Raw genomic sequence first — 21,349 nt, 5'->3', positions numbered from 1 at the left:
AGGGAGGCGGGGCATCCAGCGCCGCCACCCTCACCGGAGCCCGCCGATGTCGCGTTTTCTGTCGTTCGACCTGTCTGCCATCACCCCGGAAGAGGGGGCGCCGGCACCGGACCGTCTGATCTCCGGCGATCCGCGCTTCACCACCTGGAATATCGAGGAGGCAGACGGCGGGCTTTATGCCGGCATCTGGCAATCGACACCGGGCAAGTGGCGGATCTCCTATGACGAGTGGGAGTATTTCCATATCCTCGACGGCTATTCGATCGTCACGGAAGAGGGCGGCGAGCCGGTTCATTTGAAGGCAGGCGACCGCCTGATCTTGCGACCGGGCTTCAAAGGAACCTGGGAAGTGATTGAAACGACTCGCAAGGATTACGTGATCCGGCTTTAGATCGTGTCTGCCAACAGCGATGCCAGGACGCGGTGACCGAGGCATCAATGATGAAGCGCATCAGCCTTTTTGGCCCTCACGGCGGAATTCCGCCAGCTCGTCGAGGGTAAAGCCCTTCATCGAGGCACGCAGCTCCGCCAGGTCCCGCTGAAGTGCTTCGATATCCACAGGCTTCATCGGTGCCGGCGCGGCTTTCAGCTCGACGATATTCCGGTTGTCTTCGGTCAGAACAACGGTCTCGCCGGCACGCACGAGCGTAATCAACTCGTCAAACTTTTCCTTTGCTTCGGCAATCGACACGTGGCGCATGCTGCAACTCCTGGATCGCCTTTTCAACATACACGCCTTTGGCTCGTTTCACGAGAGGCTGTCCAGCCCGGTCTACCAGTGCAGAACGACGCCAAATTCGGCAATCTTGTCATCGGTCGAGATCAAGCCCATTCCCTCCTGGATCGCCTGTGCCGCAATAATTCGGTCGAAGGGGTCACGATGGACGCCCGGCAACAGGCAACTGCGCACCATGTGGGCGCTCGTCACCGGAAGTTCCAGGAAACCTTCTTCATGCACCACCGCAGCGAAGTCGGGAAGCAGGACCGCGGCAGACGGCAACTTGCCTCGCACCCATTTGGTCGTGACCTCCCAAGCGGAGGCGGCACTGACAAAAATCTCATTGTCCCCGTCTTCCATCAGCCTGACGGCGGCCGGCGACAATTGCGGGCTATCGGACAGCCACCAGAGCAGCGTGTGCGTATCCAGCAGATACTTCATGCTTGGTCGAAATCGTGCAGAACCTCCGGCGACAGCGGTTCGAAGAATTCGTCGCCCACCACAAGGCGGCCTTTGAAGCGACCGGGACGACGTTTGCGCGCCGTCGCGGTTTCGATCGTTTCAAGCGCCTGCTCGGTCGTCTGTCGATCGCCGGTATCGAGGGCCTGAACGATAAGATCGAGTTCGCTCTGGTCAAACCGGATCTGCTCGGGCCCGGTGCTCTCACCGGCCACGATCATGCGTGTTTTGCCTGAGGATCTCGTTGACATGACAAGCACCCTGTTCCTCGGAAAACTATACGCTTCCCTGGCGAAAAGGGAAGGATCTGCTCACCAAGCAAGATCCAGCCGCTCCAGCCCGTGGAAATGATAGACGTCCTTCACAGCCGGCTTTTCCGCCAGCCGCAGCCCTGGCAGACGCTTGAACAGCAGCGGTAGCACGATGTTGAGCTCGAGCCGTGCCAGCGGCGCGCCGATGCAGAAATGGATGCCGGCGCCGAAGGAGAGGTTGGCGCCCTCGTTCCGCTCCGGCTGGAAGCGCAGCGGATCGGAAAACTTCTTCGGGTCGAGATTGGCGGCGGCGAGGATGAGGCTCACCTTGTCGCCGCGCTTGAAGGAAACGCCATCCACCTCGACATCTTCCAGGGCCCAGCGCTGGAAAATGTGCACCGGCGCACAGATGCGCAGCGTCTCTTCCACCGTTCGCTCTGTGGCAGCGGCATCGGCAAACATCGCCTGCGGATCAAGGCCGCTGTCGAGGATGACCCTGACCGAATTGCCGATCTGGTGCACGGTCGCCTCATGCCCGGCATTCAGGAGTACGATGGTGGTCGAAACCAGCTCGTCCTCGGTCAGCAGCTGGCCCTTGTGTTCGGTGTGGATCATGTGGCTCAAAAGGTCGTCGCGCGGGTTGGCGCGGCGCTCGGCAATCACCGTCTTGACGTAATCGGCGAATTCCTTTGCGGAACGGTCGGCGGCGTCCTCGTCGGCGCGGGAGCGCTTGAACATATACATGCCGACGTAATCATGGCTCCATTTGAGAAGCTGCGGCCCCATCGCCTCCGGAATGCCGATCATCCGGGCGATCATCGTGACCGGAATGATGTCGGCGAAGGAGGAGAGCAGTTCGGTCTGGCCGTCGGCCTCGAACCGATCGATCAGACTGTTGGCGAGCGTCTCGATCTCGCCGCTCATCTTTTCCACATGCCGTGAGACGAAGGCGCGGTTGACGAGCGTGCGCAGGCGGGTGTGCTCCGGCGGTTCGATCTCCAGCAGCGAATGGCGTTCGGCGAGGTCGAAATGCGCCGTGTGGGCGGCAGGTTCGGCCAAGCCCAACTCCTTGCGGCTCGCAATATGCAGGATCTGGCGGCCAAAACGGCGGTCGCGCAAAAGCGCGTTCACGTGGTCATAACCGCAGAAGAACCACTGCTTCTGCTCCTGCCAGTAAAACGTCGGACACCGCGCATGCAGCGCCGCATAAGCGCGGTTCGGGTCGCCGTAGAAGGCGGGATTGCGGGCGTCGAGCGAGACCGTGCGGGTGGCGGCGTCGATGTGGAGGAAATCGGGCATCTGTGTCATGCCCGATGGGGTAAAATATCTTGTGCGACAAGAAAAGCCGGTTTCGCCGCTTATTCGCCGACAGCCACACCTTCGCGCCGCGGGTCGGCGCTTCCCGCAAGGCCGGCGGGTGTGATCTCGATCGCGTGCAGGCCGGAATTCATCTCGGCAAGGTTCACGTCAAAGCCCAACGCATTCAAGGGATCGGCAAACTTTTCCGCCGCGGTGCCGGCTTCCAGGTCATACTTGCCGAAGCGGTTGATCAGATGCGGCTGTGCGACGATCTGCTCCACCGGCATGCCCCAGTCGATATAGGCAATCAGCGCCTGCGCCACATAACCGATGATCTGGCTGCCGCCCGGCGAACCGATGGCAAGTAGCGGTTGGCCGTCCTTCATCACGATGGTGGGCGACATGGAGGAGCGCGGCCGCTTGCCCGGCTCCACGCGATTTGCCACCGGCACGCCCTTGTCATGGGTCTTGAAGGAGAAGTCGGTAAGTTCGTTGTTGAGCAGGAAGCCGCCCGTCATCAGCCGCGAGCCAAAGCCGTTCTCGATCGTCGTCGTCATGGAGACGACATTGCCGTCCTTGTCGACGATCACGAAATGGCTGGTGGAGGGCAGTTCGATAGCCGCGCCGCGGCCAAAGAGAAGCGCGTGGTCCCAGGTCGGCTCACCCGCCTTCACCTGATCGGCCGGCAGCGCCCGGTCCGTATCCAGCAGCTTGGCGCGCTGGCCGAGATAATCCTTGGAGACGAGCCCCTTGATCGGCGAGGGCACGAAATCGGTGTCGCCGAGATACCGTTCGCGATCGGCAAAGGCGAGGCGTTGCGCATCGCCGATCAGCCGCCAGCTCTGCACGTTGTCCGGCTCGTAGCCCTTGAGATCGAAGTTCTCCAGCATGCCGAGCATCTGGCCGATGGCGACGGCACCGGAGGAGGGCGGCCCCATGCCGCAGACATCGAGCGCCCGGTAGGTCACGCAGACCGGTTGCCGTTCCTTCGTCCGGTAATTGGCAAGATCCGCCAGCGACAGAACGCCCGGATTGCCTTCTGCCTCCCGCACCGTCTTGACGATCGCCTCGGCAATCGGCCCGGTGTAGAAGGCATTCGCGCCGCCCTTGGCAATAGCAGCCAGTGTCTTGGCGTAATCCGGGTTCTTCAGGACGGTGCCGGCCTTCAAAGGCGCACCGTCCGGCCCGAAGAAATAGGAGCGCGGCCCCGCATAGCGTTTCAGCTTGTCGCCTTCGCCGGCCACCAGCGTGGCAAGTCTGGGCGAGACGGCAAATCCGCCCTGCGCCAGTTTTTCGGCCGGCGCAAAGAGATCCGCCCATGGCAGTTTGCCGAAGCGCTTGTGCACATCCTCCATCAGCCGCACGGTGCCGGGGGTGCCGACCGAACGGCCGCCGACGACCGCCTCCATGAATTTCAGCGGCTGCCCCTTGTCGTCGAGGAAGAGTTTCGGGGTGGCGGCCATCGGTGCGGTCTCCCGCCCATCGAAGGTGGTCAAGCTCTTGGATGCCGCATCGTAATAGACAAGGAAGGCACCGCCGCCGAGGCCGGAGCTCTGCGGTTCGACGAGTCCCAGCACCGTCTGCACCGCCACCAGAGCGTCGATCGCGCTGCCACCCTTGTCAATGATGGCGCGACCGGCCTCCGCCGCGAGCGGATTGGCGGCCGCCACCATGAAGGATTTCGCCTCGACCCGTTTCGCCGAGGTGATGGCGGTTGCCTTTTCGGGCGCCACCGTATCGGAGGCCTGCTGCGCGAAGCCCGCCGTCGTCTGCATCAGGACTGCTGTGAAGGTCGCAAGGAGGAAGGTGTGCCGCATGATGGCCTCCAGGTATCGGCTCTAAAAAAGCCGGGACGTTCCGTTACGGAATGCCCGCATGATGGAGGGGGAGTGTCGCCGACAAACGCCAGCAGGGCAAGTGTGGAGCGTGGATCAGATCCGACCGCCGGTGATCGGCACGAGCGCGGGGCGCTTCAGCAAGACGGGCTCCCGCTCCTCGTGGGTCGGATCGATGGCGCCGGGGCCGATCAGCTGGATGTCGTCCTTGAGGCTGCTGGCAATGGCTGTCCCGTTGCGGCCGTCAAACTTGGCGGCGTACAAAGCGCGGTCGGCACAGATCAGCATCTGGTCGAGATCCGCGGATGCGATCGGCGACAGCCCGATCCCGCAACTGACGGTGACGGACACGGACGTCCCCGCTTCATCGACCACGATGTCGCTGTGTTCGAGGGTGAGCCGGATCGCCTCGGTAATCCCGATGGCTTCTGCCGCTCCGCCGACCTGCATCATGCAGGCAAATTCCTCGCCGCCCATGCGCCCGAAGATGCCCCGCTGGCCAAGGCAGGTGGTGGCAACACGGCAAAACTCCAGCAGCACGGTATCGCCCGCCTTGTGGCCGTGCCGATCGTTGACCTGCTTGAAGTGGTCGAGGTCGAAGATCACGATCGCGATCTGGTTCTTGCCGCCGACGGCCTTGCGGCAAAGCTGGTGGAAACGGTCGAGAAGCCCGCGACGATTGAGGACGCCGGTGAGCGGATCGCTGTCTGCCAGGTGTTGCAGGTGGGCTTCCGAACGCGCCATCAGCAGCTGTGCACCGAGCAGGATGCCTGCCACCAGACAAAAGATGTTTCCGATGGCAAACGACGTCAGGTGCGGCATTTCGACGAAGCTGGACGGCCGGAGGTGAAAACAGTCGAAGGCCATCTTGAACATCAGGCAGGCCTGGACCGTGGAGACCAGCGCGAAGGCCAGACGCGTCAGGCGCTGTTCCTGGCGACCGTAAAGCAGCACCATGGCGAGCGTCAGATAGGATGCCCCCGCCGCCAGTTGAATGGCGACGCTGCGGGTCCAGAAGTTCTCCATGATGAAGGGCACGAGCAGCGCTGCAAGCCACGCGGCGAGAGGAGCAAGCGGAAAGAACCGCATCCGGTGGCCGTCATACAGCAACACGCCGTTGCACCAGGCGGCAATGCCGATCAGCATCAACCCGTTGCCGCCGATGACGGAGACGACATCGGGAACAACGCCGCGCAATCCGACCAGCGCAACGCCGATGCCGTGCAGGCCGAAGCCCAGTCCCCACAGGCCCGTGACCGCCTGCCGGCGGTCGTGCAGCCAGGCGCACACCATCAGGATGGCAAGTGTCAGGGCCTCCGTCGCCCAGAGCATCATGGCGGTCGCGTAATCCAAAAGACGGTCTTTCCTGCACAATCTCCACCGCCACATTGCGGGATAGAGTTTAAAAGCTGGTTGCTCCTGGAAGGAAATTGCTAACGATCCTCATTGTCCGTTGATGAAAAGGCCAAGGGATTAAGGATATCCACCGCCGACTCTTGAAGTGCGGTGCGTCCAAGCTCTATGTAGAGAGCTGACCTGATGAAGACGATTCCTGGCGCTGAGTTCAAGTCGTCGGGCGCCGATGAAACAAAGGAACACCATGAGAAATCCCGTTGATACCGCTATGGCCCTGGTGCCGATGGTCGTCGAGCAGACCAACCGCGGCGAGCGCTCCTACGACATCTATTCGCGCCTGCTGAAAGAGCGGATCATTTTCCTGACTGGTCCGGTCGAAGATCACATGGCCTCGCTCGTCTGCGCGCAGCTCCTGTTCCTCGAGGCCGAAAACCCGAAGAAGGAAATCGCGCTGTATATCAATTCGCCCGGTGGCGTCGTCACCGCCGGCATGTCGATCTACGACACCATGCAGTTCATCAAGCCGGCCGTCTCGACGCTCTGCATCGGTCAGGCCGCGTCCATGGGCTCGCTGCTTCTGGCGGCCGGTGAAAAGGGCATGCGGTTTGCCATGCCGAACTCGCGCATCATGGTGCACCAGCCCTCCGGCGGTTTCCAGGGCCAGGCCTCGGATATCGAGCGCCATGCTCGTGACATATTGAAGATGAAAAAGCGGCTGAATGATGTGTATGTGAAGCACACCGGCCGCACCTACGAGGAAGTCGAAAAGACCCTCGATCGGGATCACTTCATGGATTGTGACGAGGCGCTGGCCTGGGGTGTTGTCGACAAGGTTCTGACCTCGCGTCAGGAACTCGAAGGCGGCTCCGCGGATTGACGGTGGCGGTGCCGGCGAAAGTGTCACCCCGTTGTGACCGAAAACGGGGTTTCAACTCGCCGCGAAAGCGCTAATAGTTGCATATTAATGCTGTGTTGAAATTTTATGACATAGCATGCGGTCTGGACGGGGTTTCGTTGCCACCGGACCGGGGACAAGATTGATCCCTGCCGGCAGAGTACCCCTTGAAGGAGTGGCGGGCACTGCCTCCCCGTGAGGCATGCTGGTCGGCAAGAGAAGTGTCCGCGCCCGGATCACGGGCTGGCGGTGTGCTGGAAGGGAAGTGATATGAGCAAGGTCAGCGGCAGCAACGGCGGCGACTCCAAGAATACGTTGTATTGTTCGTTCTGCGGCAAGAGCCAGCACGAAGTCCGCAAGCTGATTGCCGGACCGACGGTGTTCATCTGCGATGAATGCGTCGAATTGTGCATGGACATCATCCGCGAGGAGAACAAGAGCTCCATGATGAAGTCCTCGCGTGACGGCGTTCCGACGCCGCAGGACATCATCAAGGTGCTGGACGAATACGTGATCGGCCAGAAGCAGGCGAAGAAGATCCTGTCTGTTGCCGTCCACAACCACTACAAGCGCCTGGCGCATGCGTCCAAGAACGGCGAAGTGGAACTGGCGAAGTCCAACATCATGCTCGTCGGCCCGACCGGTTGCGGCAAGACCTATCTCGCCCAGACGCTCGCCCGCATCATCGACGTGCCCTTCACCATGGCGGATGCCACGACGCTGACCGAAGCCGGTTACGTCGGCGAGGACGTCGAAAACATCATCCTGAAGCTTCTGCAGGCGGCCGATTACAACGTCGAGCGTGCCCAGCGCGGCATCGTCTATATCGACGAAGTCGATAAGATCAGCCGCAAGTCCGACAACCCGTCGATCACCCGCGACGTGTCGGGCGAAGGCGTGCAGCAGGCGCTTCTGAAGATCATGGAAGGCACGGTCGCTTCCGTTCCGCCGCAGGGCGGTCGCAAGCATCCGCAGCAGGAATTCCTGCAGGTCGATACGACGAACATCCTGTTCATCTGCGGCGGCGCCTTTGCCGGCCTCGACAAGATCATCTCCGCCCGTGGCGAAAAGACCTCGATCGGTTTTGCCGCCACCGTCAAGGCGCCGGATGATCGCCGCGTCGGCGAAGTGCTGCGCGAACTGGAGCCGGAAGATCTGGTCAAGTTCGGCCTCATCCCGGAATTCATCGGTCGTCTGCCGGTCCTGGCAACGCTCGAGGATCTCGATGAGGATGCGCTGATCCAGATCCTGTCGGAGCCGAAGAACGCGCTCGTGAAGCAGTACCAGCGCCTGTTCGAGATGGAAGACGTCGAACTGACCTTCCACGAGGACGCGCTGCGCGAGATCGCCAAGAAGGCGATCGTGCGCAAGACCGGCGCCCGCGGCCTGCGCTCGATCATGGAAAAGATCCTGCTCGACACGATGTTCGAACTGCCGGCGCTGGAAGGCGTGCGTGAAGTGGTGATCTCGGAAGAGGTCGTTCGCGGCGCAGCCCGTCCGCTCTACATCTATGCCGACCGCCAGGACGAGAAGGCCAACGTTTCGGCCTGATGAATAAGGGGCGAGGGACCTTGGGTGCCTCGCCTCATTTTGCCTTGCGGGTCCGATGCCGAACTTGAGGCATCACGCCGCAGGTGCCGCGCCAGCCAGAGAGGCTGATGGGCGGCGAACCGGATGGATGGCGAAAGGCGCCGATGCGCTTGTGCCTCCAGGGTTCCGACGGACTGACCAGTCACGCGTAAGCATCCCGTCCTAGTGTGCTCTCTTAGCGCTTCCTTCAATGGCGCGACGCGCAAGGCTTGAAAAGACCCGTTAAAACCTCCACTTTGGGGAGGAAAGAAGTGCCCGCCTCCTGTGGTCGGGCCGGCTCCCGGAAACGGGACGAGTGAAAGGAAATGACATGACGAATACAGCGTCTGCGGCACCTGGCGGGGATGTCTATCCGGTCCTGCCTTTGCGCGACATTGTGGTCTTCCCCCACATGATCGTACCTCTGTTCGTCGGGCGCGAAAAATCCATTCGCGCGCTGGAAGAGGTCATGGGGTCCGACAAGCAGATCATGCTCGTCACCCAGATCAATGCCGGAGATGACGATCCGGACCCGTCTGCCATCCACAAGGTGGGAACGGTTGCCAATGTCCTCCAGCTTCTGAAGCTGCCCGATGGCACCGTGAAGGTTCTGGTCGAGGGCCGCGCCCGCGCCCGGATCGACACCTACACGGGCCGCGAAGATTTCTACGAGGCGACCGCCAAGGTTCTCGCCGAGCCGGAAGACGATTCCGTCGAGGTGGAGGCACTGGCCCGCTCCGTGGTCTCCGAGTTCGAAAACTACGTCAAGCTGAACAAGAAGATCTCTCCGGAAGTCGTTGGTGCGGCAAGCCAGATCGAGGACTACTCGAAGCTCGCCGATACCGTTGCCTCGCATCTGTCCATCAAGATCACCGAAAAGCAGGAAATGCTGGAAACGGTGAGCGTGAAGGGCAGGCTGGAAAAGGCGCTCGGCTTCATGGAAGGCGAGATCTCGGTTCTTCAGGTCGAAAAGCGCATCCGCTCGCGCGTCAAGCGCCAGATGGAGAAGACCCAGCGCGAGTATTATCTGAATGAGCAGATGAAGGCCATTCAGAAGGAGCTCGGCGAGGGCGAGGACGGCCGTGACGAAATGGCCGAACTGGAAGAACGCATCGCCAAGACCAAGCTGACCAAGGAGGCCCGCGAAAAGGCGGATGCCGAACTGAAGAAGCTGAAGCAGATGAGCCCGATGTCGGCGGAAGCCACGGTCGTGCGCAACTACCTCGACTGGCTGTTGAGCATTCCGTGGAACAAGAAGTCGAAGATCAAGGCTGACCTGAACAATGCCGAGAAGATCCTCGAACAGGATCACTACGGTCTCGACAAGGTCAAGGAACGCATCGTCGAATATCTGGCGGTCCAGGCGCGTGCCACGAAGATCAAGGGCCCGATTCTGTGCCTCGTCGGTCCTCCGGGCGTCGGCAAGACCTCGCTCGCCCAGTCGATCGCGAAGGCCACCGGTCGCGAATATGTCCGCATGGCGCTTGGCGGCGTGCGGGACGAGGCCGAAATCCGCGGTCACCGCCGCACCTATATCGGCTCGATGCCCGGCAAGGTCATCCAGTCGATGAAGAAGGCCAAGCGCTCGAACCCGCTCTTCCTGCTCGACGAAATCGACAAGATGGGCATGGATTTCCGTGGCGATCCGTCGTCGGCCCTGCTCGAAGTGCTCGATCCGGCGCAGAATTCCACCTTCATGGACCATTACCTGGAAGTGGAATACGACCTGTCCGACGTGATGTTCATCACCACGGCGAACACGCTGAACATTCCGGCACCGCTGATGGACCGCATGGAGATCATCCGCATCGCCGGTTACACGGAAGATGAGAAGCGCGAAATCGCCAAGCGGCACCTGCTGCCGAAGGCCATCAAGGAACATGCGCTGAAACCGGAGGAATTCTCCGTCAGCGACGATGCCCTGATGGCGGTCATCCAGCAGTACACCCGCGAAGCCGGCGTGCGTAACTTCGAGCGCGAACTGATGAAGCTCGCCCGCAAGGCGGTCACCGAGATCATCAAGGGCAAGACGAAGACGGTGGAAGTCACTGCGGCCAACGTTCACGACTATCTCGGCGTGCCGCGGTTCCGCCACGGCGAGGCAGAGCGTGAGGATCAGGTCGGCGTCGTCACCGGTCTCGCCTGGACGGAAGTCGGCGGCGAGCTTCTGACGATCGAAGGCGTCATGATGCCCGGCAAGGGTCGCATGACCGTCACCGGCAACCTGAAGGACGTGATGAAGGAATCGATTTCGGCGGCTGCATCCTACGTGCGCTCCCGTGCCGTCGATTTTGGCATCGAGCCGCCGCGCTTCGACAAGTCGGACATCCACGTCCACGTGCCGGAAGGCGCCACGCCGAAGGACGGTCCGTCCGCCGGTGTGGCCATGGCAACCGCCATCGTCTCGATCATGACCGGCATCCCGGTCGATAAGAACGTGGCGATGACGGGTGAAATCACCCTGCGCGGTCGCGTGCTTCCGATCGGCGGCCTCAAGGAAAAGCTGCTCGCAGCCCTTCGCGGCGGCATCAAGAAGGTTCTGATCCCGGAAGAGAACGCCAAGGATCTGGCGGAAATTCCGGACAACGTGAAGAACAACATGGAGATCATTCCGGTCTCCTTGATGTCGGAAGTGCTCGAACACGCGCTGACCCGCAAACCGGAGCCCATCGAATGGGACGGTACGGTGGAAACACCGGTGATTGCGACGGTCGAGGGCGCCGAGGAAACCGGCACTTCGCTCGCCCATTGATGGGCTGTGAAGTGTGCGAAAATTGCACATAGCTGTGAAAAAGGCCGGCAAATCGCCGGCCTTTTTTGTGAAAACTGGTCTGTACCCCTTGTTTTTCAGGCCATTGCGGAGCTTTTGGGTTTGCGAAGGGGTCGTCAGAAACACGAGTCGCCCCCGACCGATCCATTGTATGTGAAACCATTGAAAGGGGTGGAAACATGAACAAGAACGAATTGGTATCCGCCGTCGCCGAAAAGGCAGGTCTCTCCAAGGCTGATGCCGCGTCCGCAGTTGACGCCGTATTCGAAGCCGTTCAGGGCGAGTTGAAGAACGGTGGCGAAGTTCGTCTTGCAGGCTTTGGCAGCTTCTCCGTTTCGCGCCGTGAAGCATCGAAGGGCCGTAACCCCTCGACCGGTGCTGAAGTCGATATCCCGGCTCGCAATGTTCCGAAGTTCTCGGCCGGCAAGGGCCTGAAGGACGCCGTCAACAGCTGAGGTCTGGCGCCGCCCCGCGGCGAAGCTCCTCGCGACCTGATCAAGGCCCGGCCCCTGCGCCGGGCCTTTTTCGTCTTGCTTGTCACCGTCCCGGTGATGGGATAACAAAACGAGCCGGCCAAAGACCGGCAGCGTTCTCAGGGCGGGGTGCAATTCCCCACCGGCGGTAGGAAGCTCAAGCTTCAAGCCCGCGAGCGCCCGTCAATGCGTCGTGCAGTGCGGGGTCAGCAGATCCGGTCGAACTCCGGAGCCGACGGTCATAGTCCGGATGAGAGAGAACGAGGCGCGCGCCGGCGATCCGCCGGCGTTGCACGCTGTTCTGTGCCTCGATAAGGGCAGGGGGCGGCGTGGTGCTTCGTCGTCCTGGTATCGTCAACCCGAGCCAGGAGCCTGTCCGTGAGTGCAAAAACTGCCGCCAAGACCTCAGCCCTTCGGTCCCGTGCCGTGATCGGCGCGCTGTTCATGGTGCTCGCCGGCATCGTCTTTGCGGCGCTCAACGTTGCCACGCAATGGCTCGCCATGGTCCTGCATTTTCCCGCCGCGTCCACCGCCTTCTGGCAGTATGGCTTTGCACTCGTCTTCAGCCTGCCGCTTCTGTGGCGGCTGGGCGTGCGGTCCATGCGCACGCGCTATCCGGTTCGCCATCTGGTGCGGGTGGCGCTCGCAGCGCTTGGCGTGCAGGCCTGGGTGGTGGGGCTGGCAACGGTGCCGATCTGGCAGGCGATCGCGCTCGTCATGACCTCGCCCTTCTTCGTCATCATCGGCGCCCGACTCTTCCTCGGCGAACGCATCGGCCTCCACCGCTGGCTGGCGACGGTGGCGGGTTTTGTCGGCGCCATGATCATCCTGCAACCCTGGTCGGCTGGCTTTACCGCCGCTTCCCTGTTGCCGGTCCTGTCTGCGCTTTTGTGGGGCGGGTCGTCGCTGATCATGAAGAACCTCACCCATCACGAGGCACCGGAAACGGTGACGGTCTGGCTGCTCGTCCTGCTGACGCCGATCAACGCCGCACTCGCGCTCGGCACCGGCTTTGCCGTCCCGGAGGGCATGAGCCTCTGGCTGCTCCTGTTTGCCGGCCTGTTGACCGCCTTTGGCCAGTACCTGCTGACGCTTGCCTACAATGCCGCCGATGCCGCCTATGTGCAGCCCTTCGATGATCTGAAGCTGCCGTTGAATGTCGCCGCCGGCTGGCTGGTCTTCGGTTACGCCCCGAGCGGCACGCTCTGGCTCGGCGCCCTTCTGATCCTCGCCGCCTCGCTGTCGCTCCTCCTGCGCGAGGCGCGCCAGGAAAGCAGGCAGGAAGCCGGACAGGAGACGATCTGACCCTGACGTCCCCGCCAAATAGGGGATCATGTCATCCCGCTGTCATGACCATGCCGCAAAAGCGCCCTGTTCAATGTCTGGACATGGAGGGCTGTTTCATGAAAACGAAGATTTCGCGCGCCGCGCTGACCGCGGCACTGCTGGCCTCGGTCGCGGCTCCCGCCGCCGCCGAACAGGTGTTCAACCGGATCGCCGCCTTCCCGGTGGCGCAGAACCTGCCGGCCGAAAAGGACAAGCTGACGCCGAGTTCGGCGGAAATCATCACCGCGTCCGAAGACGGCACCATGCTGATCTATTCCGACAGCCCGCTGGGCGCGATCGGCTTCATCGACATCACCGATCCCAAGGCGCCGAAGGCCGCCGGCGCGCTGATGATGGATGGTGAGCCGACCTCGGTTGCGGTTGCCGGCAAGAAGGTCCTCGCTGCCGTCAACACGTCCGAGAGCTATGTGAAGCCGTCCGGCCAGCTGCGCGTCGTCGATCTGGCGACGAAGAAGGTGGAGGCCAGCTGCGATCTCGGCGGCCAGCCGGATTCCGTCTCCGTGTCTCCCGACAAGAGCTTCGCGGCGATTGCCATCGAAAACGAGCGCGACGAGAAGGTGAATGACGGGGCGATCCCGCAGATGCCGGCCGGCGATCTCGTGATCGTCCCCCTGAAGGATGGCGCTGCCGACTGCGCCTCCATCAAGCACGTCACGCTGGCCGGTCTGGCCGATGTGGCTGGGGATGATCCGGAGCCGGAATTCGTCGCCATCAACAGCCTCGGCGAGGTTGCGCTCACGCTGCAGGAAAACAATGATATCGTCATCATCGACGGCAAGACCGGCACGGTGAAGACGAGATTCTCCGCCGGCAAGACGGCGGTCGAAGGCGTTGACACCAAGTCCGATGGCGCACTCACTTTTACCGGCAAGCTGGATGAGCGTCCGCGTGAACCTGATGCCGTGAAGTGGCTGGACAATGACCGCTTCGTCATCGCCAACGAAGGCGACTGGAAGGGTGGCACACGCGGCTTCACCATCTTCGACAAGACCGGCAAGGTTCTCTACGAATCGGGCTCTGCGTTCGAGCAGGCGATTGCCCGCATCGGCCATTTCCCGGACAAGCGCGCCAAGTCGAAGGGCGTCGAGCCGGAAGGTCTGGAAGCCGCGACCTTTGGCGGCCAAAAGTACTTTTTCGTGCTCGCCGAGCGCGCCTCGGTGGTTGGCGTCTACAAGGATACCGGCGCCGAACCACAGCTGACGCAGCTCCTGCCCTCGGGCATTTCCCCGGAAGGCGCCGTCGCCATCCCCGGCCGCAACCTGCTCGCCACCGCCAACGAAGTCGATCTCGGCAAGGATGGCGGCGTGCGCTCGCATGTGATGCTCTACCAATATGCCGAAGGCAGGCCGACCTATCCGACGCTCGTCTCCAAGGATGTCGATGGCAAGATCATCGGCTGGGGCGCGTTGTCCGGTCTGGCCGGCGATGCGGAAAAGGACGGCATCCTCTATGCGGTCTCCGATTCCTTCTACAGCATGCAGCCGTCGATCTTCACGATCGATGCCAGCAAGACGCCCGCTGAAATCACCAATGTCGTGCGTGTGACGCGCGGCGGCCAGCCGGCCCAGAAGCTCGACCTCGAAGGCATTGCGCTGGATGGCAAGGGCGGCTTCTGGCTGGCCTCCGAAGGCGACTCGTCCAAGCTCGTGCCGCACGCGCTTTACAACGTCGATGCCAAGGGCGAGATCAAGGCGGAGATCGGTCTTCCGGCCGAACTGCTTGCCGGCGAAACCCGCTTCGGTTTCGAAGGTGTGACGAGCGTCGGTAAGGGCGACGACCTGACGCTCTGGATGGCCGTCCAGCGCGAATGGAAGGACGATCCGAAGGGCAGCGTCAAACTCGTCGCCTACAAGCCGAAGACCAAGGAGTGGTCTGCCGTGCGCTATCCGCTGGACAAGGCGGGCGAGGGCTGGGTCGGCCTGTCGGAAATCACCGCCCATGGCGATTACGTCTATATCGTCGAACGCGACAACCAGATCGGCGACAAAGCGAAGCTGAAGAAGCTCTTCCGCGTGGCGATCGCGGATCTGAAGGGCGCCAAGCTCGGCGGCGAACTGCCGGTGGTCAAGAAGGAGGACGTGCATGACTTCCTGCCGGATCTGAAGGCCGCCACCAACGGGTACGTCGTGGACAAGCTCGAGGGCTTCGCCTTCGACAAGTCCGGCAAGGCCTATGCGGTGACCGACAATGACGGCGTGGATGATTCCTCCGGCGAGACGATCTTCTTCCCCGTCGAGATGAAAGCAATCAACTGACCGGCATCGTCGCCATCACTTGATCCATCACGATGGGCCCCGGCGTTATCGCCGGGGCCCATTTTCGTCACGCGCGGTTGAACGACAGGCTGCCACGGCGGCCTGAATGCGGGTTGCATCCGCCGGGCGGATGGTTTTCTATCCGCCCGCAAGGATAGGGGTGCCACATCATGCATTATCTGATCACCGGAACCGCGGGTTTCATCGGCTTTCATCTGGCCAGGCACCTCCTGGAAGAGGGGCACCGCGTCACCGGGTTCGATGGCATGACCCCATACTACAATCTTCGCCTCAAGGAGGCCCGACACGCGGCGCTCGGCCAGTTTCCAGGCTTCCGCCCGGTGATCGGCATGCTCGAGGATCAGCGCCTCCTGGAAAGCACGCTGGAGGAGGGGGCGCCGGAGGTGATCGTGCATCTCGCCGCCCAGGCGGGCGTGCGCTACAGCCTCGAAAACCCGAAGGCCTATCTCGATTCGAACCTCACCGGCTCCTGGAACATCCTCGAACTGGCAAAGACTGTCGGCGTGCGCCACCTGATGCTCGCCTCCACCTCCTCCGTCTACGGCGCAAACGACAAGATCCCCTTCGCCGAGGCCGACCGCGCCGACGAACCCTTGACCTTCTACGCCGCCACCAAGAAGGCGATGGAGATGATGGCGCATTCCTATGCGCATCTGCACAAGGTGCCGACCACCGCCTTCCGCTTCTTCACCGTCTACGGCCCCTGGGGCCGCCCGGACATGGCGCTCTTCAAGTTCGTCAAGGCAATGCTGGAGGACCGCGAGGTGGAGATTTACGGCGAAGGGAAGATGAGTCGCGACTTCACCTACATCGACGATCTCGTTCAGGGGATCGTTGCGCTCTCCAAGGTGGCGCCGGACGAATCGAATCGGGTGACGCTGCCCGGTGTCTCCGACACGCTGTCGCACCAGGCGCCGTTCCGCGTCGTCAATATCGGCGGCGGCCAGCCGGTGGGGCTGATGGATTTCGTCGAGACGATCGAGAAGGTGATGGGAAAGCCCGCGCGGCGAAAGATGCTGCCGATGCAGAAGGGCGACGTGCCACGCACCTATGCAAGCCCCGACCTTTTGGTGGCGCTGACCGGCCAGAAGCCGGAGATCGGCCTCGACGTTGGCGTGAAGGCTTTTGTCGCCTGGTATCTGGAAAACCGCGACGAACTGCAGCTCTGACGCTTTCGAGAGCGCTCTGATCCTGATGTCGGGGAAAACAGCGGGGCGGCCACGTACTCTCGTGGCAGCAACGTGACGTCAATCTGTCGCCCGAACCCGTTCTATAGATAACGGCGGTCGCGCCCCGCGGCGCTTGTGACAGAGGCAGCACGGGGTGTCCAGAGATTGTTGGCGAGTTGATTCGGGCGTAGATTTACGCGAGCCGTGCAAGCCGCCGCTCATCCGCCCTTCGGGCACCTTCTCTCCGAGGGGAGAAGAAGGCGCCGCAGCCCTTGCGAATCTCCTCTCCCCTTGGGGAGAGGGTGGCCGAGCGAAGCGGAGGCCGGGTGAGGGCTCGCACCTGCCAAAGCGCGACTGGAGGACACCAATGATCGCAAGTCTCATGCCCCCATGTCAGTACATGGGGGAAATAGTGCTTCCCACTTTGCGTGAATATGAGGAGACGACAAATTCCCGCCGGAGAGCCTACCTCGCCTGCATCGTGGTGTTTCATCTGAGGGACTATTTGAAGAAAGTGGAATAACCTGACCCGGCAGATGTAATGCGTAGAAGTTGCTCAACGGCTCGGCGAGTTGTCCACGCAGTCGCGACAGACTCAAAGCACTCAGTCAACAACGACAAGCAAAACAGCATCAAAGGGAGAAATGGTGGGCGATGAGAACCCGCCATTTGTGAGATTTTCCGGTATTTTATGGGATTTTGAGACACTTGGAAAAGTTGAGCGTTTTCAGTGCTTGGCCAGAACGAGTGTCTCGCGGGAAAGGCCGGTAGTTGCCATTCCCTTTCGTAGTATGGAGGTTAATCCATGACCTACCGGCTACGCTCCGAGTTTGAGGCTAAGCATGGGCGTCTGGCCGCGCCGTTTGCTTCCCTGGTCGCTGGCGAGATGCAGATCGTCGACCTGATCGCAACCTACCAGCTCATCCCATCTGACATGATGAGCCTGCGATCGATGGTCGATGGCGGCATTGAATTCTGGTCCCGTGGCCGCGACAGGCTGCGGGATCGCGTGGGGCTGAAGAAGCCTTCGGCCCGACTTCTCGACGATCGGCGCAAGGCTCGACTGACGCGGGCCATGGAGCACTTTTTCCATCGAGACGACTGCTTTTCCTTCACGGTCGCGCGGTTCGATCTCAGCGTCATGGAGTGCCGGCTATTCGTGTGGATGGTCCGTGACACCTTGGCCCGCTATGAGGCAGCGAGGCTTGCGCTGCGCAACGCCATGCTGATTGGCAATAAGCGAAGCCTGCCGAACACCTATCGGCTTGATCCGGCGAAGATCGACGACGCTGCAGAGCGGCGCCGTTTGGCCAGAAACGATAACTACATCCGCCACCTGCTCGGCAAGCGCGGCATGCGCGGCGGAACGATCTGCTACAAGTATCGCTTGCCTCTATCCGACGCCCTCCAGATCCGCGACAGCGCCAACGAGTGGAGGCGAGGCTGTGAAAAAGCCGAATAAGATCGAATGTAGGCAGGTCTCCGAGGAGGAGCTCCAAGAATACGCCAACCGCGCGAAGGAAAGGATACGAAAAGGGCTAGAAACGCGCGTTCCCTTCGACGTGTTGATAATGAACGAAACGTGGTCGGCTCTCGACGAGGTTACTGTTGCTCGAGAGCTTAGGGAGTATCTCCACAAGAATCCGCAGCGAGGAAGAGAGCTACTTCTACGAGAGTTGAAGGCTCAGAAGATCGACATCCCGGAGCTGTTCGGGGACGCGCCCGCCAATGGCCAGAAACTCGTTACGGCAACGCCGTACGTCTGGACGGACCCTTCAAACATCCCGAAACGGCGATGGCTTTACGGGCGCCAGTTGATCCGGGGGTTCGTCACCGTGACGGTTTCGCCTGGTGGCGTCGGCAAAAGCTCCCTGACGATGGTCGAGGCGCTTTCCATGGTCAGCGGGCGCCCGCTGCTGGGAAAGCAGCCAGAGGAGCGTCTGCGGGTCTGGTTGTGGAACCTTGAAGACCCTGCCGACGAGCTGCAACGAAGAATTCAGGCGGCGTGCGAGCATTATGACATTTCAGCCGAGGATCTGTCCGACGGTCTGTTCGTCGACAGTGGTAGGTTGCAAGGTCTGTGTATCGCTCAATCCGATCCGAAGGGCAGAACGGTTATCATTAAGCCCGTTGTCGCGGCTCTGGCTGAAGAGCTGATCGCGAGAAAGATCGACGTGCTGATCGTTGATCCGTTCGTTTCAAGCCACTCCGTCAGCGAGAACGATAACATGGCCATCGACAAGGTGGCCAAGACCTGGGGACGCTTGGCCGACGCCTGCGGCTGCGCAATCCACCTGGTGCACCATACGCGCAAGCTCGGATCTGATGCGGAGGTGACGGCAGAAAGCTCGCGAGGCGGGAAAGCCTTGACGGACGCGGCCCGCGTCGTTCGAACCATCAACCGCATGTCGGCAGACGAAGGGAAAGAGTTCGGTATCACCCAGCATCGGAACTTCTTCCGGGCCTTCGACGACAAGTCGAACATGGCGCCGCCGCCGGAGCTGTCCGAATGGTACGAGCTGCGCAACGTGGTGCTGCCGAACGGCGATCACGTCGGCGTCGTGTCGCGCTGGGCGCCGCCTGACGCCTTCGACGGTGTGACGATCGAGAACCTGAAGGCGGTTCAGGTGGCGATCAGCAGGGGCGATTTCCGGGAGGATATTCGCGCCAGCACCTGGGCAGGAACGGTCGTCGCGGAGGTGCTCACCATCGATGCCGGCAGCCCTCTGGGGCGCCACAAGATCAAGAGGCTGCTGGCGAAGTGGATCGACGCCGGCGCGCTCCGGATCGAGCTGGTGAAGGACGAAAAGCGACGTGACCGCGCGTTTGTGAGGGTCGGAGAATGGGTGTGATCGCACGCTGCTCCAGTCCTTTTTATGAACTGGAGCGCACTGGAGCACTGGAGCAAAACCCCTCAGATTTTGAGGGCGCTCCAGTTCAATATACCAACTGGAGCAGACTGGAGCACTGGAGCGCAAAGGATGCTCTGAAGGCCGGCTCGAGTTTGCTCCAGTCAAGCCGTCCGGCGCAGTCCAGTCACACCCCCTTTAGGGGGGGTGATGACTGGAGCACTGGAGCGAACTGGAGCGGCCTGCATCCGGGTGTGGGTAAGCGTCGGTCTGGCGAGGCGGTAGGGCGTGCCGGACTGGAGCGCGTGAGTAGACCTCACCAGTCAGGCGAACGCGCTTCAGTTCGGGGCGGCCGGGCGAGTGAGGGGGTAGGGGGTTTAAATCCTCAGGCCGACCCAAGGGTCGTAACCGCACAGGTCTCATGCGCAGATTTTTTATTTGCGGCTCGAATATTTCCCTTCCAACAGGGCTTGCTGCCCACTTTCGGGGGCCGGGCAATTGAAAAAAGATAATGAAAACAGCGTATTAGAGCGTATCTGTATGTCGAATATGACGAAAGCAGATAATATTTCCCACTCGGGAGATGAGGCTCTCCAGCTTGGCTTGCCTGGTATCGGTGCCCCTCCGATCGTGTGTGCCATATGCGGTGTGTCGTTCCTCTGGAACAGACGGGGAGGCCGGCAGCCACGCTACTGCTCGCAACAGTGTTCTGAAGTAGCGAGAAGAGAAAGCAAAAAGGCTTGGCGCGCAACCCAAGACACAGGCAAGGCAAATCGATCTGACGGCTTGATCTGCTGGGAATGTAACGCTCCGTTCTTCGTCGATGTCATCAGGCCCGGACGAATTCCGCACTACTGCTCGGTCGCTTGTCAACGCCGAGGACGGGCTCGCACCGACCGTGAACGCCGCTCTCGGCGCTTGAAGGGGTGAGCGATGGGCAAGGGTGTACCCGAGATCCGGATCAGTCGAGAAGACCGGGAGCGGCTTCAGCGCATCGCTGTCGTCGCTGCGGACGTCATCGGCGGTGACGATGGGAGGTGGCTTGCCGGTTGGTTGGCTCTCATACTTGCCGGGCTGCCAGCCGACATGTTCGTCAGAGACGATGCATTGCGGCGGCTGTACGAGGGCTACACGATTGGTGGGGATCTCGCCCGGCGAGATGAACTGCGCCGGTTATGCCGAAACTATGAGGCTGGCCGCTGGCGCTATGATCGGGACCGAGACCGGCCGCCTCCGAACTATGTCGGAACGCGTGATGAGTTGCTCTTTCTCGTCTTCAGACATAGCGACGGTTCGCCTCCGATCTCCGATAAACGGTTGATAGCCATTCTTTCAGGTGATTGTTTTTACAAGCGAAACGGGCGGCACAAAATGCGCTTTTCGTTTCCACAATAATCGCGGATGCTTGAACGAACGAGAAAGGTTGCTTCAATGACCAAGGTGGAGACGTTCCCGGAAGTACCAGGCGCTGCCGAGACGCTGGCGCTGTTGCAGGGATCGAGCGTTGTGCAGAAGGCGAAGGCCGAAAAGGCCCTTCGCCTTGCTGAAGAGCGCAAGGTTGCGGTGCAATTGCGTGATAAGCTCGACATCCAACGTGAGAAGCACTTTCATCAAAAGACACTTGATCTGAAGAAGCAGGCCGATGTCGTCCAGGCGGCCGAGAGAGCTTTACATGATGCAAAGGTGGCTTACGGTGAATTGTTCCGGAAGCATATGTGGGTCGGACAGGACCTTGATCATCAGTTCGACGAACTGACGAGGCAGCTCTTGCAATCCTACGATCCGGCCATCGATCTGTTCACTTCCGACATGCGTGATGAGTTGGACAAAGCGCATCGCTCGACAAGAGTTTCTCAGGAAATCGTTGAGAGACACCCTGTCACTGGCAAGATCAGTCGCCGGTTCGAAAGCAATTTCGAATCCGTGAACCAGCGGATTGCCGCTATCCGAGATGCGATGGACGCTGCAGAGCGAATGAAGCTTGAAGCTGATCAGTCGAACATCTCGGAGCGTCTTCAGCTCCTGCGCAACGAACTTCCGGCGGTGAAGCCATGACACGGGCAAGCGACACATCCATTCTTAT

General features: G+C 61.2%; 18 protein-coding genes and 1 riboswitch. Of the genes, 12 read left to right on the top strand and 6 right to left on the bottom strand.

All coding sequences use genetic code 11. The features are described 5' to 3' along the window. Window positions 1-46: 46 nt before the first annotated feature. A complete protein-coding gene (locus tag G6N78_RS16550; RefSeq protein WP_165220410.1) occupies window positions 47-391 on the top strand; it encodes a cupin domain-containing protein in 345 nt (114 codons plus the stop codon). A gap of 60 nt (window positions 392-451) precedes the next feature. Here the strand turns inward: G6N78_RS16550 and G6N78_RS16545 are convergent, their stop codons facing one another. The 6 genes from G6N78_RS16545 to G6N78_RS16520 form a co-directional block, all read right to left on the bottom strand. Next, window positions 452-691, bottom strand: a complete 240-nt coding sequence (locus G6N78_RS16545; RefSeq protein ID WP_165220407.1) for a type II toxin-antitoxin system Phd/YefM family antitoxin — start codon at window positions 689-691, stop codon at window positions 452-454. An 81-nt stretch (window positions 692-772) separates the two neighbouring features. Continuing rightward, window positions 773-1,159 (bottom strand): type II toxin-antitoxin system VapC family toxin, encoded by a 387-nt coding sequence (locus tag G6N78_RS16540; RefSeq protein WP_165220404.1) that lies wholly within the window; start codon window positions 1,157-1,159, stop codon window positions 773-775. Next, a complete protein-coding gene (locus G6N78_RS16535) occupies window positions 1,156-1,428 on the bottom strand; it encodes a hypothetical protein (protein WP_165220401.1) in 273 nt (90 codons plus the stop codon). Before G6N78_RS16535 ends, G6N78_RS16540 begins: the two co-directional genes overlap by 4 nt. Window positions 1,429-1,488: 60 nt before the next feature. Beyond that, a complete protein-coding gene (locus tag G6N78_RS16530) occupies window positions 1,489-2,736 on the bottom strand; it encodes a cytochrome P450 (protein ID WP_165220398.1) in 1,248 nt (415 codons plus the stop codon). A 50-nt stretch (window positions 2,737-2,786) separates the two neighbouring features. Further along, entirely contained in the window at window positions 2,787-4,544 is a 1,758-nt protein-coding gene (ggt, locus tag G6N78_RS16525) for a gamma-glutamyltransferase (RefSeq protein WP_165220395.1), read from the bottom strand. A gap of 114 nt (window positions 4,545-4,658) precedes the next feature. Further along, window positions 4,659-5,915, bottom strand: coding sequence for a GGDEF domain-containing protein (locus tag G6N78_RS16520; RefSeq protein WP_165220392.1), 1,257 nt, complete (start codon window positions 5,913-5,915; stop codon window positions 4,659-4,661). 247 nt (window positions 5,916-6,162) lie between these two features. Here G6N78_RS16520 and clpP point away from each other — a divergent pair, with 247 nt between their 5' ends. From clpP to G6N78_RS16465, 11 genes are all read left to right on the top strand, one after another. Beyond that, the gene (gene clpP, locus G6N78_RS16515; RefSeq protein ID WP_165220389.1) at window positions 6,163-6,795 is read left to right on the top strand and encodes an ATP-dependent Clp endopeptidase proteolytic subunit ClpP; all 633 of its coding nucleotides are present in this window, start codon (window positions 6,163-6,165) and stop codon (window positions 6,793-6,795) included. Window positions 6,796-7,083: 288 nt separating this feature from the next. Next, entirely contained in the window at window positions 7,084-8,364 is a 1,281-nt protein-coding gene (gene clpX, locus G6N78_RS16510; protein ID WP_165220386.1) for an ATP-dependent Clp protease ATP-binding subunit ClpX, read from the top strand. A gap of 349 nt (window positions 8,365-8,713) precedes the next feature. Next, the gene (lon, locus tag G6N78_RS16505) at window positions 8,714-11,134 is read left to right on the top strand and encodes an endopeptidase La (protein WP_165220383.1); all 2,421 of its coding nucleotides are present in this window, start codon (window positions 8,714-8,716) and stop codon (window positions 11,132-11,134) included. Between the two features lie 197 nt (window positions 11,135-11,331). Then, window positions 11,332-11,607, top strand: coding sequence for a DNA-binding protein HupB (gene hupB, locus G6N78_RS16500; protein ID WP_165220380.1), 276 nt, complete (start codon window positions 11,332-11,334; stop codon window positions 11,605-11,607). 129 nt (window positions 11,608-11,736) lie between these two features. Then, window positions 11,737-11,891: riboswitch (FMN riboswitch) on the top strand. A gap of 178 nt (window positions 11,892-12,069) precedes the next feature. Beyond that, on the top strand, window positions 12,070-12,930 hold the full coding sequence (locus G6N78_RS16495; protein ID WP_165221904.1) for a DMT family transporter: 861 nt from the start codon (window positions 12,070-12,072) through the stop codon (window positions 12,928-12,930). Between the two features lie 98 nt (window positions 12,931-13,028). Next, the gene (locus G6N78_RS16490) at window positions 13,029-15,227 is read left to right on the top strand and encodes an esterase-like activity of phytase family protein (protein ID WP_165220377.1); all 2,199 of its coding nucleotides are present in this window, start codon (window positions 13,029-13,031) and stop codon (window positions 15,225-15,227) included. Window positions 15,228-15,397: 170 nt separating this feature from the next. Further along, on the top strand, window positions 15,398-16,417 hold the full coding sequence (locus tag G6N78_RS16485) for an NAD-dependent epimerase (RefSeq protein ID WP_165220374.1): 1,020 nt from the start codon (window positions 15,398-15,400) through the stop codon (window positions 16,415-16,417). Between the two features lie 805 nt (window positions 16,418-17,222). Further along, window positions 17,223-17,879, top strand: a complete 657-nt coding sequence (locus tag G6N78_RS16480) for a hypothetical protein (RefSeq protein ID WP_165220371.1) — start codon at window positions 17,223-17,225, stop codon at window positions 17,877-17,879. Then, window positions 17,863-19,269: an AAA family ATPase gene (locus G6N78_RS16475; RefSeq protein ID WP_165220368.1), complete on the top strand. Its 1,407-nt coding sequence runs from the start codon at window positions 17,863-17,865 to the stop codon at window positions 19,267-19,269. The genes G6N78_RS16480 and G6N78_RS16475 overlap by 17 nt, the downstream gene beginning before the upstream one ends. Window positions 19,270-20,199: 930 nt before the next feature. After that, window positions 20,200-20,661, top strand: coding sequence for a hypothetical protein (locus G6N78_RS16470; RefSeq protein WP_165220365.1), 462 nt, complete (start codon window positions 20,200-20,202; stop codon window positions 20,659-20,661). A 36-nt stretch (window positions 20,662-20,697) separates the two neighbouring features. Next, window positions 20,698-21,321, top strand: coding sequence for a hypothetical protein (locus G6N78_RS16465; protein ID WP_165220362.1), 624 nt, complete (start codon window positions 20,698-20,700; stop codon window positions 21,319-21,321). Window positions 21,322-21,349: the final 28 nt, after the last annotated feature.

Origin of the sequence: Allorhizobium pseudoryzae (assembly GCF_011046245.1) — a bacterium.
Taxonomy (GTDB): Bacteria; Pseudomonadota; Alphaproteobacteria; order Rhizobiales; family Rhizobiaceae; genus Neorhizobium; species Neorhizobium pseudoryzae.
Note: the sequence above shows the minus strand (reverse complement) of the source record. Positions and strands in the feature narration are given on the sequence as shown.

Excerpts from the sequence above, each read along its gene's own strand:
- G6N78_RS16470 (WP_165220365.1), top strand. The coding sequence starts at position 20,200 with ATGGGCAAGGGTGTACCCGAGATCCGGATCAGTCGAGAAGACCGGGAG.
- G6N78_RS16535 (WP_165220401.1), bottom strand. The coding sequence starts at position 1,428 with ATGTCAACGAGATCCTCAGGCAAAACACGCATGATCGTGGCCGGTGAG.
- clpX (WP_165220386.1), top strand. The coding sequence starts at position 7,084 with ATGAGCAAGGTCAGCGGCAGCAACGGCGGCGACTCCAAGAATACGTTG.
- G6N78_RS16465 (WP_165220362.1), top strand. The coding sequence starts at position 20,698 with ATGACCAAGGTGGAGACGTTCCCGGAAGTACCAGGCGCTGCCGAGACG.
- G6N78_RS16485 (WP_165220374.1), top strand. The coding sequence starts at position 15,398 with ATGCATTATCTGATCACCGGAACCGCGGGTTTCATCGGCTTTCATCTG.
- G6N78_RS16540 (WP_165220404.1), bottom strand. The coding sequence starts at position 1,159 with ATGAAGTATCTGCTGGATACGCACACGCTGCTCTGGTGGCTGTCCGAT.
- G6N78_RS16550 (WP_165220410.1), top strand. The coding sequence starts at position 47 with ATGTCGCGTTTTCTGTCGTTCGACCTGTCTGCCATCACCCCGGAAGAG.
- G6N78_RS16530 (WP_165220398.1), bottom strand. The coding sequence starts at position 2,736 with ATGACACAGATGCCCGATTTCCTCCACATCGACGCCGCCACCCGCACG.
- hupB (WP_165220380.1), top strand. The coding sequence starts at position 11,332 with ATGAACAAGAACGAATTGGTATCCGCCGTCGCCGAAAAGGCAGGTCTC.
- lon (WP_165220383.1), top strand. The coding sequence starts at position 8,714 with ATGACGAATACAGCGTCTGCGGCACCTGGCGGGGATGTCTATCCGGTC.
- clpP (WP_165220389.1), top strand. The coding sequence starts at position 6,163 with ATGAGAAATCCCGTTGATACCGCTATGGCCCTGGTGCCGATGGTCGTC.
- ggt (WP_165220395.1), bottom strand. The coding sequence starts at position 4,544 with ATGCGGCACACCTTCCTCCTTGCGACCTTCACAGCAGTCCTGATGCAG.
- G6N78_RS16490 (WP_165220377.1), top strand. The coding sequence starts at position 13,029 with ATGAAAACGAAGATTTCGCGCGCCGCGCTGACCGCGGCACTGCTGGCC.
- G6N78_RS16480 (WP_165220371.1), top strand. The coding sequence starts at position 17,223 with ATGACCTACCGGCTACGCTCCGAGTTTGAGGCTAAGCATGGGCGTCTG.
- G6N78_RS16495 (WP_165221904.1), top strand. The coding sequence starts at position 12,070 with ATGGTGCTCGCCGGCATCGTCTTTGCGGCGCTCAACGTTGCCACGCAA.